At 55.1% G+C, this 14,984-nt stretch carries 14 protein-coding genes; 6 read left to right on the top strand and 8 right to left on the bottom strand.

The features are described from left to right. Positions 1-20 precede the first annotated feature (20 nt). Both ACOTW6_RS07905 and ACOTW6_RS07900 read right to left on the bottom strand, forming a co-directional pair. Positions 21-1,286 (bottom strand): oligosaccharide MFS transporter, encoded by a 1,266-nt coding sequence (locus ACOTW6_RS07905; protein ID WP_086626187.1) that lies wholly within the window; start codon positions 1,284-1,286, stop codon positions 21-23. A 31-nt stretch (positions 1,287-1,317) separates the two neighbouring features. Next, on the bottom strand, positions 1,318-3,132 hold the full coding sequence (locus tag ACOTW6_RS07900; protein WP_213788970.1) for a DUF2264 domain-containing protein: 1,815 nt from the start codon (positions 3,130-3,132) through the stop codon (positions 1,318-1,320). 166 nt (positions 3,133-3,298) lie between these two features. Between ACOTW6_RS07900 and ACOTW6_RS07895 the strand changes: the two genes are divergently transcribed. After that, positions 3,299-4,135, top strand: a complete 837-nt coding sequence (locus ACOTW6_RS07895; protein ID WP_048982795.1) for an AraC family transcriptional regulator — start codon at positions 3,299-3,301, stop codon at positions 4,133-4,135. A 119-nt stretch (positions 4,136-4,254) separates the two neighbouring features. On the opposite strand, the gene parE is transcribed toward ACOTW6_RS07895, so the two are convergent. Genes parE through nudF form a run of 5 tightly spaced genes read right to left on the bottom strand, consistent with a single transcriptional unit; the run spans position 4,255 to position 8,663 of the window. Next, entirely contained in the window at positions 4,255-6,147 is a 1,893-nt protein-coding gene (gene parE / locus ACOTW6_RS07890; protein WP_047052004.1) for a DNA topoisomerase IV subunit B, read from the bottom strand. 28 nt (positions 6,148-6,175) lie between these two features. Continuing rightward, complete coding sequence (yqiA, locus tag ACOTW6_RS07885) at positions 6,176-6,757, bottom strand: esterase YqiA (protein WP_003862514.1); 582 nt, start codon at positions 6,755-6,757, stop codon at positions 6,176-6,178. Then, positions 6,757-7,584: a 3',5'-cyclic-AMP phosphodiesterase gene (gene cpdA, locus ACOTW6_RS07880; protein WP_047052002.1), complete on the bottom strand. Its 828-nt coding sequence runs from the start codon at positions 7,582-7,584 to the stop codon at positions 6,757-6,759. Before cpdA ends, yqiA begins: the two co-directional genes overlap by 1 nt. A 27-nt stretch (positions 7,585-7,611) precedes the next feature. Then, positions 7,612-8,034 (bottom strand): DUF1249 family protein, encoded by a 423-nt coding sequence (locus ACOTW6_RS07875; RefSeq protein ID WP_003862516.1) that lies wholly within the window; start codon positions 8,032-8,034, stop codon positions 7,612-7,614. Beyond that, positions 8,031-8,663: an ADP-ribose diphosphatase gene (gene nudF / locus ACOTW6_RS07870; RefSeq protein ID WP_015571889.1), complete on the bottom strand. Its 633-nt coding sequence runs from the start codon at positions 8,661-8,663 to the stop codon at positions 8,031-8,033. Before nudF ends, ACOTW6_RS07875 begins: the two co-directional genes overlap by 4 nt. A gap of 203 nt (positions 8,664-8,866) precedes the next feature. Between nudF and tolC the strand changes: the two genes are divergently transcribed. The 3 genes from tolC to ACOTW6_RS07855 all read left to right on the top strand — a co-directional run bounded on the left by tolC (position 8,867) and on the right by ACOTW6_RS07855 (position 12,368). Continuing rightward, positions 8,867-10,345 carry an outer membrane channel protein TolC gene (tolC, locus tag ACOTW6_RS07865; RefSeq protein WP_047051998.1) on the top strand — a complete coding sequence of 493 codons (1,479 nt, stop codon included), beginning with the start codon at positions 8,867-8,869 and terminating at the stop codon, positions 10,343-10,345. A 194-nt stretch (positions 10,346-10,539) separates the two neighbouring features. Beyond that, a complete protein-coding gene (locus tag ACOTW6_RS07860; RefSeq protein WP_047051997.1) occupies positions 10,540-11,205 on the top strand; it encodes a DUF1190 family protein in 666 nt (221 codons plus the stop codon). Positions 11,206-11,207: 2 nt separating this feature from the next. Next, a complete protein-coding gene (locus ACOTW6_RS07855) occupies positions 11,208-12,368 on the top strand; it encodes a glutathionylspermidine synthase family protein (protein ID WP_045911492.1) in 1,161 nt (386 codons plus the stop codon). A gap of 82 nt (positions 12,369-12,450) precedes the next feature. Here ACOTW6_RS07855 and ygiD read toward each other — a convergent pair whose 3' ends face one another. Beyond that, positions 12,451-13,239 carry a 4,5-DOPA dioxygenase extradiol gene (gene ygiD / locus ACOTW6_RS07850; protein ID WP_062933638.1) on the bottom strand — a complete coding sequence of 263 codons (789 nt, stop codon included), beginning with the start codon at positions 13,237-13,239 and terminating at the stop codon, positions 12,451-12,453. A 130-nt stretch (positions 13,240-13,369) separates the two neighbouring features. On the opposite strand from ygiD, the gene zupT reads away from it, so the two are divergent. Both zupT and ACOTW6_RS07840 read left to right on the top strand, forming a co-directional pair. After that, positions 13,370-14,143 (top strand): zinc transporter ZupT, encoded by a 774-nt coding sequence (zupT, locus tag ACOTW6_RS07845; RefSeq protein ID WP_015571892.1) that lies wholly within the window; start codon positions 13,370-13,372, stop codon positions 14,141-14,143. Between the two features lie 266 nt (positions 14,144-14,409). Beyond that, positions 14,410-14,970 carry a fimbrial protein gene (locus ACOTW6_RS07840; RefSeq protein ID WP_062933639.1) on the top strand — a complete coding sequence of 187 codons (561 nt, stop codon included), beginning with the start codon at positions 14,410-14,412 and terminating at the stop codon, positions 14,968-14,970. Positions 14,971-14,984: the final 14 nt, after the last annotated feature.

Genomic DNA, 14,984 nt, shown 5'->3' with positions numbered 1-14,984 from the left:
TCCTTCTTTGACGGCGTAATTTATCGAGTTGACGTTTCTGCTACGTTCAGCGCACGAGCCCCGCGCCATTTGCTCTGACAGGCGGATAACGTAAAAGCAGAAATAAGGGTAAAGGTCAGCGCCGTTGCGCCCATGATGATATAGGTGTGCTCAAAGCCAATACGGTCATACATATAGCCGGCAGGGGAAGAGACCACCACGTTGCCAACGTAGAGCATCGCCTGATAGCCGAGTAAATACATGGTGGCATTGACGCGCTTGTCGAAATGCTCGGCGATATATTTAAATATCGACACCAGCAGGAGACAAATTTCCAGACCGTACAGCGGCTTAAGCACTGAAATTAACAGGTGTGAATCACACATGCCGGAAATAATCAGACGCGCCCCAACCACCAGCCCGACAATTAACAGCCCGCGTTTGGCGCCAATAAAGTTCACAAACAGCGGGACCACCATATACATGACAAATTCCATGCCCGACTGTACGGTCCCGAGATAGCCGAATACGGCGTTGCCCTCATGAATATCATCGAAGAAGGTGACGAAATAGCGCGAGAATTGCTGCTCGGCGATAAACATCATCCACGCCACGCCCGCCACGTACAGGCAGAAGGCCCAGAATTTGCGGTTACGCAGCAGGGCGTAAACGTCAGACGGGGCTATTTTCTCTTTCGTCAGCACCTCGCCTGCGTGAGCGGAGTTAGTGTTCACTTTCAGGCTCAGCAGGACAATCAGCATCACCACCGACGCCACGCTGCCGAGAATAAAGTTATACGCCGGTGAGAGGTTGAACAGCAGGCCGGAGAAAGATGACGCCACCGCCCAGCCGAGCGATCCCCACATACGGATCTGCCCGAACTCCATGCCATTCAAACGGCTAAAGCGGTCGGAATAGGATTCACACGCCGCCACGCCCGCGTACCAGGCAAAGCTTAAATAGAGCGCGCCGATAATAATCCCCAGCAGGGTATTAGACATTAACAGCGGCTGGTAAACATAAATAAAGAATGGCGCCATCAGGGCCGACATGATCACCACAAAATAGAGCAGATATTTGCTCATGCCGATCTTATCGAGAATATAGCCGTAGATCGGCTTGAGAATAACGGAGAATATCCCGTTCACCGCAAAGACGGTTCCGATCACCGATCCGCTCAGGTTGGCTTTCTGACCGAGCCAGATCGCCAGCAGACCAATACTGGCAGACCAGGTAAAGAAATAGAGAAAGATAAAGCTGCTGATTTTGTAATATTCAGTTCTGTTGGTTGTCGATGTGCTTTTCATATCATCCTCGCCGGGGTGTAGGGCCAGATTTTTATAATGTGAACGACATCTTACGTTCGCTTCCGGGTTCGCTAATCAAGACCTGGTTATGGGTTATATTCAGCTGCGGCGTCGCCGCAGCGGGCTGTTTTCCGCCAGCCAGAACGGCGCAACAGAGCCAGCTTTCCCCTTGCGGGAGGTCGGCTTTTAACAGCGGAATGGAGGCGCACTCCGCAAACATAATGCTGCTGTTCGGCGGCGTGACAATGCTGTCTGGCTGACGCTGTATGATCGGCGAAAGATCGACAATGACGCTGCTGCCGTTTTCAGCCATCAGATAACAACCGCGTTCGCGCAGCAGGTGGGCGGTTTTCATCACCGCAAAGCCGCCCTCGACGGTTTGCAGAGTGCGCGCGCTGTTGATACGGTGCAGGCGCAGGTGCCACTCCCCGAACGGGATCTGCCAGGTCGCAATCTGCACGTCGCGCCACGGCGACCAGCGCGAGAAAAGGTAATTTTCATCCACTCGAACCTCTTCGCACTCGCGACGACCGCGGAAATAGTCATCTCCGTCCGCCAGCAGCAGCATGGAATCGCAGGCGGCATGCTTCAGGCCAAAACGCCCGCGCTCAAGGGTGAATCCGAAGCGGCTGGAGTAGGCAAACTTGGTGTATTTCGCTTCGGTGTTGACGTAGTTGTTCAGCTCCAGCTGACCGGCGGTGAGCATGACGACGTGCTGCGAATCTTTCGAATGCATCAGGATCTGCTGCGCATGCGGAATCACATGTTTTTCAGCAAGCGCGGGCAGCGGCTGTTCTTCCGCCTGCCAGAACGGGTGTGCTTCCGGCAGCGCCAGGATCAGATAGGTTTTCAGCGCCCAGTACGGTGAACCGGGGGAGTTGTAATCCTCGCACATCGCCAGGTTCGGATACGCATACCCCAGGGTAAGAATACCGTCGCGATCGACAATCGACTGCTGCTGCCACCAGCGCAGATGCCGCAGCACAATGCCCTTCACGATGCCCGGGGTGAAGACGTCCAGCTGAGAAAAGGCCACCGCGCTCCAGAAGGCGACCATAGCAAAACGGTAGGTCAGGCTGCGGCCAAACGGCACCGAGGCGCCATCGGCGGCGGACCAGTAGATAAAGTCTTCCGCGAACAGACGTGAGCGCTCGCGCAGCACCTTCGCCCTCGCCTCGTCGTCACTCAAGGTGGCGTAAATCAGGCCGTAGAAATGGAAAGCCATGGAGATGTAGTAATCTTTCGGGCGGCCGGGACCGTCGGAATACCAGCCGTCGCCGAGGTAGTAGGCGTCCATCAGCGCAAAGCGGTGGTCAATGGCAGCCCGATCGTACGGCAGGCCGGCGCGCTTAAAGCCGAGCTGAACCATAATGGCAAAATAGTTCCAGTTGCTGTCCGGCATCTGCGCGTCGGTGATTTGGTTGAGCCACGCGTGCAGGTTCATCACTTCGCGTCCGGTAAAGTGCGCGGTGAGTTTATCCCCCAGCAGAGCGAGCCCCAGACCGTAGGCCGCCATCTCCACCAGGCGCTGATCGTACGGGCCGGTTTCACCCCAGTAGCCGCTGCTTTGCGGGTCGGTACCCAGCTTAATGGCAGTAAGGTACTTCTCGCTGAACGGCGTGCTTTCGCCGGATGCCATCAGCGGAAACAGTCCCCACAGCGCACGGGAAAGTCCCTCCATCTGCGCAATATCCGCGGTGTAATGGGCGCAGGTGTCGCCCAGCGGGAATCGCGAACGGTTCGCCGGAAATTGCGTGTCCAGCGCCTGTAAAAGTGTATTCAACGACGCCACTATCTCCTGGCGTGAAGACAACGGATTTGATTTTTCTATGTTTGCCGCCCACATCGGTTCACCCTCGTAATCAACTGCGGCAAAGCATAGTGAATCCGCAAGGTGCAGAAATGTTAGCCATGTCACAGGCATGAACGATGAATAAACCTCCAGTTGAGAAAATTTAAAAAGGTGGTTTATAAAGACAGTCAGACGGGAAAAAGTTGAGTTTTATTGCACTATGCGCGACACGCCGACATCCGATCTTCTTGAACTGATCACCCTGAACGATACCGTAGCCTCGTTCAGCCGCCTGTTTGCCAATACGGTGCGCTACCATCACTGGCATCAGTGTCTGGAGATCCTCTATGTGGAAGAGGGCTTTGGCGTGGCGATTGTTGATAATCGTCACTACACCATGCGCCCCGGACGACTGTTTTTCTTCCCGCCTTTTACGCTGCATAAGGTCATGGTGGACGAACAGGCGGAGGCAATTTACCGCCGCACCATTATTCATCTCGACCAGCACGCGGTGCTGAAGATCCTGCGGGATTTTCCCCAGACCCGGCAGCGCCTGGAGCGGCTGTCACGCCGTGGCGGCGAAGCGTGGGTCGCCGATTTAGCCCACTGTCACCACCATATCGACCATCTGTTTAGCTGCTATAAACCGCCGATGAACGGCGAGAGCATCGCCAGCCTGCTGATCGGCCTGTTCGCGATGCTGCCCGACGATCGCGACGGCGAGCCGGGCAACAGCCAGGGGATCGCCAGCCAGGTCATGTTCTGGCTGGACGAGCATTATCAGGAGAAATTTCGTCTGGATGCGCTGGCCGCAGAGCTGGGTAAATCGCGCAGTTACGTATCGCGAAAATTCCATGCGGAAACGGGCGAAAAAATTCACGACTACCTGAACACGCTAAGGTTGCGTAAGGCGTGCGAGTGTTTACTCCACACGGATTCGAGCGTGCGAGACATTGCCGCACAGGCGGGATTTTCCGACGTGACGTGGTTTATCAGCGCGTTTAAAAAGGGGATTGGCGAGACGCCGTTGCAGTACCGGAAAAATCATTCATCGTGATGAGCGGCTTTTTTGCCGGGTGGCGGCTGCGCCTTACCCGGCCTACCCATCCCGTAGGCCCGTGCAAGCGTAGCGCCGCCGGGCAAAAAAAAGCCCTGCATCGCAGGGCTTTTTCGGCTTCAGGCCTCTATATCCGCCATGTCGCCTTTCTCCTGTAGCCAGTTACGTCGGTCTTCAGAACGTTTCTTGGCCAGCAGCATATCCATCACGGCGTTGGTTTGCTGTTCATCTTCATCGCTGATGGTCAGTTGCACCAGACGGCGGGTATTCGGATCCAGCGTGGTTTCACGCAGCTGCATCGGGTTCATCTCGCCCAGCCCTTTAAAGCGCTGAACGTTCGGTTTGCCCTTCTTGCGCTTAAGCTGTTCCAGCACGCCCGCTTTCTCTTCTTCCGTCAGCGCATAGTAGACTTCTTTGCCAAGGTCGATACGGTACAGCGGCGGCAGCGCCACGTGGACGTGACCGTTTTTCACCAGCGCGCGGAAATGCTTCACAAACAGCGCACAGAGCAGCGTGGCGATGTGCAGGCCATCGGAGTCCGCATCCGCGAGGATACAGATCTTGCCGTAGCGCAGCTGGCTCAGATCGTCGCTGTCCGGATCGATGCCGATCGCGACCGAGATATCGTGGACTTCCTGCGAGGCCAGCACTTCATCAGAAGAAACCTCCCAGGTGTTGAGGATCTTACCCTTGAGCGGCATGATCGCCTGATATTCACGATCGCGCGCCTGCTTGGCCGATCCGCCTGCCGAGTCCCCTTCCACCAGGAACAGCTCGGTGCGGTTGAGATCCTGCGCGGTACAGTCCGCCAGCTTGCCCGGCAGCGCAGGTCCGCTGGTCAGCTTTTTACGCACCACTTTCTTCGCGGCGCGCAGACGACGCTGGGCGCTGGAGATGGCCATTTCAGCCAGCATTTCTGCGGCCTGAACGTTCTGGTTCAGCCACAGGGTAAACGCATCTTTCACCACGCCGGAGACGAACGCCGCACACTGGCGTGACGACAGGCGCTCTTTAGTCTGACCGGCAAACTGCGGATCCTGCATCTTCACGGAAAGCACGTAGGCGCAGCGGTCCCAGATATCTTCTGCGGAAAGCTTCACGCCGCGCGGCAGAATGTTGCGGTATTCACAGAACTCGCGCATCGCATCCAGCAGCCCCTGACGCAGGCCGTTGACGTGCGTCCCGCCGAGCAGCGTTGGGATCAGGTTGACGTAGCTTTCCGTCAGCAGCTCGCCGCCTTCCGGCAGCCACAGCAGCGCCCAGTCCACCGCTTCAGTATCGCCTTCGAAATTCCCGACGAACGGTTTTTCCGGCAGGGTTGGCAGGCCGTTAACCGCTTCGCACAGGTAGTCGTTCAGACCATCGGCGTAGCACCAGGTTTGTTCGGTATTATTAACGTGGTCTTTAAAGGTGATTTCCACGCCCGGGCACAGCACCGCTTTGGCTTTCAGCAGGTGCGTCAGGCGGGAAACAGAAAAGCGTGGGCTGTCGAAGAAGCTTTCGTCAGGCCAGAAGTGGACGCTGGTACCGGTGTTGCGTTTACCGCACGTCCCGACGACCTGCAAATCCTGCACTTTTTCGCCGTTTTCAAACGCGATGTTATACACCTGGCCGTCGCGACGGACGTTCACTTCCACGCGCTTTGACAGGGCGTTAACCACGGAGATCCCCACGCCGTGCAAGCCGCCGGAGAACTGGTAGTTTTTGTTGGAGAACTTACCGCCCGCGTGCAGACGACAGAGGATCAGCTCAACGGCGGGAACGCCCTCTTCCGGGTGGATATCTACCGGCATGCCGCGACCGTCGTCGATGACTTCCAGCGACTGATCGGCGTGCAGGATAACGTCCACGCGTTTGGCATGGCCTGCCAGCGCTTCGTCCACACTGTTATCAATTACTTCCTGGCCCAGGTGGTTTGGGCGCGTCGTATCGGTGTACATCCCCGGGCGGCGGCGAACCGGCTCAAGCCCGGTGAGTACCTCAATGGCATCAGCGTTATAGGTTTGCGTCATGATTTAAGCTAGCAATTCGCATTGATTGTCAGTGGCTGTGCAGTCCAAGGAAATCGACAATCTGGGTGAAATGATCTTCAAAGCCCGTGAAAGCATGGTTACCGCCCTCTTCTACAGTCTGGCGGCAGGATGCGTAATACGCCACTGCCTGGCGGTAATCCAGCACTTCATCTCCCGTCTGTTGCAGCAGCCAGATAAGATCGGGCGCTTCAAGCGGGTCGACCTGCATAACTTTGAGATCGTAAATATGGCGTGACTCTAGCACATATTGTTGGCCGGTGTAGGGGTTCTCGTTTTCGCCAAGAAAGTCCCTTAACAGCTCAAATGGCCGGACCGCCGGGTTGACGACGACAGCGGGCAACATAAAGCACTGCGACAGCCAGGTGGCGTAGTAGCCGCCGAGCGACGACCCGACAACGCCAAACGATTCGCCGCCGTGTTCCAGCACGATCGATTCCAGCATCTCTGCCGCATCCGCCGGATAGGGTGGCAGCTGCGGAATAATCATCTCCACGTGGGGATGATGCGCGCTCAGCCACTGGCGGAGCTGCGTCGCTTTCGCCGAACGCGGTGAGCTGTTAAACCCATGCAGATAGAGAAGCGTCGACATCAATAGCCTTCCGAAGCGGTATCCGGGCGGAATTCGGCCCCGGCCAGACGGCAAACTTCGGTGGTCAGCGTGCCATCGGCATGCAGCTCCAGCCAGCGCCAGCCCGGTGCGATGGTATCCAGCGTAAAGTTGGCGCAGTGTGGCTTAAATTGCACGCAGGTAGAGGGCGTCGCGAGCAGGCGGCGACCATTCCAGTCGAGATCCTGTTCCTGGTGAATGTGCCCGCACAGCAAATTTTTCACGCGCGGGAATTTCGCCAGCACGCCGTCCAGCGCCGCAGAATTGCGTAAGCTGTGCTGATCGAGCCAGCTACAGCCCGCCGGCAGCGGGTGATGATGCAGTAACAGCAGCGTATTGCGATTCGGTTCGGCGGCCAGTTTTGTCTCCAGCCAGTCAAGCTGATAGTCGCTCAACTCACCGTGCGGAACGCCAAACACCTGACTGTCGAGGAGCAGAATTTGCCACTGGTCCCCCGCAAAGACACATTTTGCCGGTGAAATCCCCGCATCCTGAAGCGAACTGTACATCGCGGGCTGAAAATCGTGATTGCCCGGCAGCCAGACGCAAGGCACGCTAAAGCTCGCAATCCCTTCAGCAAAGTGCTGATAGGCTGCGGAGGATTGATCCTGCGCCAGATCGCCCGTCGCGACGATCAGATCGCATGGCCGCTTTTCAGCATGGATCGCGTCAAGAACCGCCTGATAACTCTCCCAGGTGTTCACGCCCAGAAGCGTCTCATGCTTTTCGGCAAAAAGGTGGGTGTCGGTGATTTGTAATATCCTGACTGGCGCCCCACCAGCAACAGTCAGGTTTAACAGGCTTTCCAAATGGTGTCCTTAGGTAGGTTTATGACGCTAACAAACCGGAATCGCCATTGCTCCATGTGCTAAACAATATCTTAGCCAGTCGGCTAAAAACTGGTTAATTTGATGCTTTTCGTCGCGTTGATGCAACTTTTTATTCGGATAATCATACCGCGCTTTAAAGCGAAAGATCTGCTGGCTTGAACACACTTCAGCGACCATCGCGTCATGATAAAGACGTACCGTCATCGACGGCAGGCTCCAGTAGCTGATGCTCGGCGCCGTTTGCTCAATCTCCACCAGCGTAGTGTAGCGCGTTGATTCTGTTATCGTTAACCGATACTGCGCGTTGCTCACCTGATAGCTCACCGTTTCGCCGGGCGCGTCGTTTCGCGGCAGCAGGCGGCGCAGCTGGGCGAAATTGGTTTCGCACAGGCGCATCATTTCTGGGAAGTCAGGTGTATAACGCTTCATTTTTTCCACTCGTGTCGTAATGTCTGATAATGCAGCTGTAGCCATTGCAGAGCGATGACAGACGCTGCGTTGTCGATTTTCCCCTCTTCTACCCACTGGTAAGCCTGCTCCCGACTCACCACATGAACCCGAATATCTTCGTTTTCATCTGCCAGACCGTGGATCCCTTCCGCTGTCCTGGCGTCCACTTCGCCCACCATAATAGATGAACGTTCCGTTGTCCCACCCGGGCTTGCCAGGTAGCTCAACACCGGCTTCGTCCGGCCAACCACCAGGCCCGCCTCTTCCAGCGCCTCGCGACGCGCGACGTCTTCGACCGACTCACCCTCCTCGATCATCCCGGCCACCATCTCCAGCAACCACGGCGTTTCGCTGGTATCATAAGCCGCAATACGCACCTGCTCGACCAGCACAACTTCATCACGCACTGGGTCATAGGGTAGCAACACAGCCGCATGCCCGCGCTCAAAAATTTCGCGTTTGATTTCACCGCTCATCTCACCGTTAAACAGACGATGCCTGAAACGGTAAAGTTCCATTGAAAAAAAACCGCTATAAAGCGTTTCTCGTGCAATAATTTCTACATCGTTTTTGGCGAAGGTGACAGGCACGTTTTCTGGTTTTTGCATCGGTCGAGTCCTGGTAGCAATGGTGATGAAATTGTGAATTTCAAGGCTGTTTGGCTGCCGTTTGTATGGCTATATGGTAGATTGGAGCAAATTACCGCCAGATGGCACGTTACGCCAACCTTTTGGTGTGGATGATTCTGTTAGAATCGGCAATTATTTTTAATTAGATCAGCGCTAATACTGCTTCACAACAAGGAATGCAAATGAAGAAATTGCTCCCCATCCTTATCGGCCTGAGCCTGACGGGCTTCAGTGCAATGAGCCAGGCAGAGAACCTGTTACAGGTCTACCAGCAGGCACGTCTGGGCAACCCTGATTTACGTAAATCAGCGGCCGATCGTGATGCTGCGTTTGAAAAGATTAACGAAGCACGTAGTCCACTGCTGCCGCAGTTAGGCTTAGGTGCAGATTATACCTACACTAACGGTTTTCGCGATAACAATGGCATCGATTCGAATGCCACCAGCGCCTCTTTACAGCTTACACAAACCCTGTTCGACATGTCCAAATGGCGTGAACTGAGTTTGCAGGAAAAGAGCGCAGGCATTCAGGATGTCACCTATCAGACCGATCAGCAGACGCTGATCCTGAATACCGCGACCGCCTATTTCCAGGTACTGAGCGCGATTGACGCGCTCTCCTATACCGAAGCGCAGAAACAGGCGATTTACCGTCAGTTAGATCAAACCACCCAGCGTTTTAACGTGGGTCTGGTTGCGATCACTGACGTGCAGAACGCCCGTTCACAGTACGATACCGTACTGGCTAACGAAGTGACCGCACGTAACAACCTCGATAACGCACTGGAAGCACTGCGTCAGGTCACCGGTAACTACTATCCTGAACTGGCCTCTCTGAACGTGGACAGCTTCAAGACGGACAAACCGCAGGCGGTTAATGCTCTGCTGAAAGAAGCGGAAAACCGCAACCTGACCTTATTGCAGGCGCGCCTGAGCCAGGACCTGGCACGCGAGCAGATCCGCCTTGCTCAGGATGGTCACCTGCCAACCCTGAGCCTGAGCGCCTCGACCGGCGTATCGGATACCAGCTACAGCGGGTCCAAAACGACGTCTCAGGCCTATGACGACAGCAACGTTGGTCAGAACAAAGTGGGCCTCAGCTTCTCTCTGCCGCTGTACCAGGGCGGGATGGTTAACTCTCAGGTGAAACAGGCGCAGTACAACTTTGTAGGCGCCAGCGAGCAGCTGGAAAGTGCGCACCGCAACGTGGTGCAGACCGTGCGTTCTTCCTTTAATAACGTGAACGCGTCTATCAGCAGCATCAACGCTTACAAACAGGCCGTTGTCTCTGCGCAAAGCTCTCTGGACGCGATGGAAGCGGGTTACTCCGTGGGTACGCGTACCATCGTTGACGTGTTAGACGCAACGACCACGCTGTATAACGCGAAACAGCAGCTCTCCAGTGCGCGTTACCAGTACCTGATCAACCAGCTGAACATCAAGCAGGCTCTGGGTACGCTGAACGAGCAGGATCTGCAAATGCTGAACAGCACGCTGGGAAAACCGGTTTCCACGTCGCCTGACAGCGTCGCGCCGGAAAATCCACAGCAGGATGCCGCCGTGGATAATTTCACCGCTAACAGCAGCGCCCCGGTTGCGCAGCCAGCGGCAGCGCGTAGCACCGCACCGGCCAGCAGCGGCACAAATCCGTTCCGTCATTAAGCCTTGCCCGATGGCGCTGCGCTTATCGGGCCTACTGAATCGTAGGCCGGGTAAGCGCAGCGCCACCCGGCGCAAAATCACACCTGAACGTAAGCCAACGTAAAGATCCCCCGGATTTCGCCCCTCTTCGCTTCATTTTCAACCACTCATCCTCTATCCTGAGCGTTATTACCACTGGGTCCTGGAAGACAAATATGAAACGGACAAAAACGATGAATCACGCGTCGTTCCGCAAAAGCTGGAACGCACGCCACCTGACACCTGTCGCGCTGGCGGTCACCGCCGTCTTTATGCTGGCAGGCTGTGAGCAAAACGACGAAACGGTTTCGCTGTATCAAAACGCTGACGACTGCGCGAGCGCAACCGGTAAAGCCGCTGAGTGTAAGACGGCCTATAACAACGCCCTGAAAGAAGCAGAACGTACCGCGCCGAAATATGCCTCACGCGAAGACTGTGTAGCCGAATTCGGTGAAGGCCAGTGCCAGCAGGCACCTGCTCAGGCGGGTATGGCACCGGAAAACCAGGCGCAGGCACAGTCCAGCGGCAGCTTCTGGATGCCGCTGATGGCGGGTTATATGATGGGCCGTTTGATGAGCGGCGGTGCGGGCTACCAGCAGCAGCCGCTGTTTAGCTCCAAAAACCCGAACAGCCCGGCCTACGGTAAATACACCGATGCCACCGGCAAGGGTTACGGTGCTGCAACGCCTGGCCGTACGATGACCGTACCGAAAACCGCGATGGCGCCGAAACCAGCCACCACCAGCACCATTACCCGTGGCGGCTTCGGTGAGTCTGTTGCCAAACAAACCACCATGCAGCGTAGTGCGACCGGCTCCTCAACTCGCTCAATGGGCGGCTGATCATGGAACGAGTCAGTATTGTCGAGCGCCCGGACTGGCGCGAAAAAGCCACCGAATACGGTTTCAACTTTCACACCATGTACGGCGAGCCGTACTGGTGTGAAGATGCTTACTATAAGCTCACGCTCGCTCAGGTCGAAAAGCTTGAAGAGGTGACCGCAGAGCTGCACCAGATGTGCCTGAAGGTGGTCGAGAAAGTCATCGACAGCGATGAGCTGATGACCAAATTCCGCATTCCGAAGCACACCTGGAGCTTTGTTCGTCAGTCCTGGAAAACGAACCAGCCTTCGCTCTACTCTCGCCTCGATCTGGCATGGGATGGCGTGGGTGAACCGAAGCTTTTAGAAAACAACGCAGATACGCCAACCTCCCTGTACGAAGCCGCGTTCTTCCAGTGGATCTGGCTGGAAGATCAGGCGAATGCCGGAAACTTGCCGGAAGGCAGCGATCAGTTCAACAGCCTTCAGGAAAAGCTGATTGAGCGTTTCGTCGAACTGCGTGAACAGCACGGTTTCAACCTGCTGCATCTCGCCTGCTGCCGCGATACTGAAGAAGACCGCGGTACGGTTCAGTATTTGCAGGACTGCGCAGCCGAAGCGGAAGTGGCGACGGAATTTCTCTATATCGAAGATATCGGTTTAGGCGAAAAAGGTCAGTTTACGGACATGCAGGATCAGGTGATCAGCAACCTGTTCAAGCTCTATCCGTGGGAATACATGCTGCGGGAAATGTTCTCTACCAAACTGGAAGACGCTGGCGTGCGCTGGCTGGAACCGGCCTGGAAGAGCATTATCTCCAATAAAGCCCTGCTGCCGATGCTGTGGGAGATGTTCCCGAATCACCCGAACCTGCTGCCTGCTTATTTTGCCGAAGATGATTTCCCACCGATGGAGAAATACGTCGTTAAGCCAATCTTCTCCCGTGAAGGGGCAAACGTCTCGATTATCGAAAACGGTAAAACGCTGGAAGCGGTTGAAGGGCCGTACGGTGAAGAAGGGATGATCGTCCAAGCGTTCTGTCAACTGCCGAAGTTTGGCGACAGCTATACGCTGATCGGCAGCTGGCTTATTAACGATCAGCCTGCCGGGATTGGCATTCGCGAAGATCGCGCGCTGATTACGCAGGATCTGTCGCGTTTCTACCCGCATATTTTCGTCGAGTAAGAGTTGCCCGGTGGCGCTACGCTTACCGGGCCTACGCTCAATATGTAGGTCGGGTAAGGCGAAGCCGCCACCCGACATGTTTTTACCCCACCTGCACCGACAGCATACTCAAACTCCCCATCTCAATGCCGTCGACCGGGATTGTAATAACCTCCTGACCATCCCATGCGCCTAATACATACAGCAATGGCAAGAAGTGTTCCGGCGTCGGGTTAGAGAGCGAACCGCCGTCGTGATCCAGATAGTTCACCAAAGGGTGCCGTTCGACCGGCCCTTGCCAGGTCAGGTTGTCTTTTACATAGTCATTAAAGGCTGTTGCCCAGGGGTACGGCGTATTTTCACCGTGCCAGCGTACCGTACGCAGATTGTGTACCACGTTGCCACTGGCAATCAGCATGATGCCCTCATCACGAAGCGAAGCCAGCTTACGCCCCATCTCCATGTGCCAGGCAGCCGGTTTGGTGCTGTCGATACTCAGCTGCACCATCGGAATATCGGCATCCGGATACATTTTGATCAACACCCCCCATGAACCGTGGTCAAAGCCCCAGGCTTCTTTGTCCAGCGCAACCGGAACAGGGGCGAGCAGATCAACCAGCCGCTGCGCCAGCTCAGGGGAGCCCGGCGCAGGATAATGCGTGTCATACAGCGCCTGCGGAAAGCCGCCAAAATCATGAATCGTTTTTGGCGCTTCCATGGCCGTCACGCCGGTTCCCCGGGTAAACCAGTGCGCAGAGACCACCACAATTGCCTTCGGACGCGGTAACGTCTCACCCAGTTCACGCCAGGCGCGGGTATAGACGTTATCTTCCAGGACGTTCATTGGGCTGCCATGGCCTAAAAACAGTGCTGGCATACGAGAAGAAGACATGGTGATATCCTTAGAGGAGGTGTCAATGTGATGGGCCTACATTACGCGCATTCAGGTGAAGATGAACGCAGATAACCGTGAAGATCATCATCAGGAAATTTGAATGTCAGATATCGCTTAAGGAGAATGCATGTCAGTACCGTTGATTTTGACCTTACTTGCGGGCGCCGCGACCTTTATCGGTGCGTTCCTCGGGGTACTCGGGCAAAAACCCTCTAATCGCCTTCTGGCCTTCTCGCTGGGTTTCGCCGCCGGGATCATGCTGCTTATCTCGCTGATGGAGATGCTGCCCGCCGCGCTTCACACCGAAGGTATGTCGCCTGTTCTGGGCTATGGCATGTTTATCATTGGTCTGCTGGGTTATTTTGCGCTCGACCGTATTCTTCCTCACGCGCACCCGCAGGATTTAATGCAAAAAAGCGTTACTCCCATTCCGGGCAATATCAAACGCACGGCCATTCTGCTGACGCTGGGTATCAGCCTGCATAACTTTCCGGAAGGTATCGCCACCTATGTCACGGCCAGCAGCAACCTGGAAATGGGTTTTGGTGTAGCGCTGGCCGTGGCATTGCACAATATTCCTGAAGGACTTGCCGTTGCCGGACCCGTTTATGCCGCAACGGGTTCAAAACGTACGGCTGTCTTTTGGGCGGGTATCTCCGGGATGGCTGAAATTCTCGGCGGCGTGCTGGCGTGGCTGATCCTCGGTAGCCTCGTCTCCCCAATTGTCATGGCTGCGATTATGGCTGCCGTGGCCGGGATTATGGTCGCGCTCTCTGTCGATGAACTGATGCCGCTGGCGAAAGAGATCGATCCCAACAATAACCCCAGCTACGGCGTACTGTGTGGAATGTCAGTGATGGGGATGAGTCTGGTACTGCTGCAAACGGCAGGTATTGGCTAAGAATTAATGCCTCCGTTTTATACGGAGGCTTTATATTATTCAAAAAAACAATTTTATATATTTCACCTATAATAACCCTCAAAACTTAAACCTATTAAAATTTCGAAAAACCACGCCTCTTAAGATAGCCTGAAAATATTAATTAAACCCATCTAAAAATATATTTAAGACACGTTAATCGCGTCACCACTCCCCAATCCGTATACTTTGCGAGCATTCTGAAATTAATATTCACATTACGAATCACTCTGAAAAAGGATATTTTCATGTATATGGGTAAGAAATTATTGTTAGCGGCAGCTATGGCTGCCATTGTATCGGGTTCTGCGTTTGCTGATGATCAAGGCTCAGGCAAAATCAAATTCAAAGGCGTGGTTATTGACGCACCGTGCAGCATCGCTCCAGACAGCGTTGATAAAGAAGTCGACCTGGGCGAAGTGACTACGGCTGTTATCAACGCCAACAAAAAATCCACGCCGGTTCCGGTCGATATCAATCTGGAAAACTGCCAGCTTGACGATCCGGCAGACGAAACCGACACGCCAATTACCAAAGTGGATGTGACCTTCACCAGCGCAGCGACAGATGCAACGGATACCAGCCTGATGAGCAACACCTTTGCAAACGGTGCGCAGAACGTGGGCGTCCGTCTGCTGGATAACGCGGAAAGTAACATCACGCTTGGGCAGCAACAAGAGCTTGATCTGCTGGCGGGTTCAACCACCCAGACGCTGCATTTCAAAGCGGTTATGGAAGTCCCTACAGGTAAAACTGCGACGGCAGGCCAGGTTGAAGCCACGGCTAACTACGTCCTGATGTACAAATAATTCCGTTACGTCAC

Source organism: Enterobacter cloacae complex sp. IR5403 (assembly GCF_049238705.1).
Taxonomy (GTDB): Bacteria; Pseudomonadota; Gammaproteobacteria; order Enterobacterales; family Enterobacteriaceae; genus Enterobacter; species Enterobacter hormaechei_C.
The sequence above is the reverse complement of the archived record's forward strand: the minus strand, read 5'-3'. Positions and strand labels throughout refer to the sequence as shown.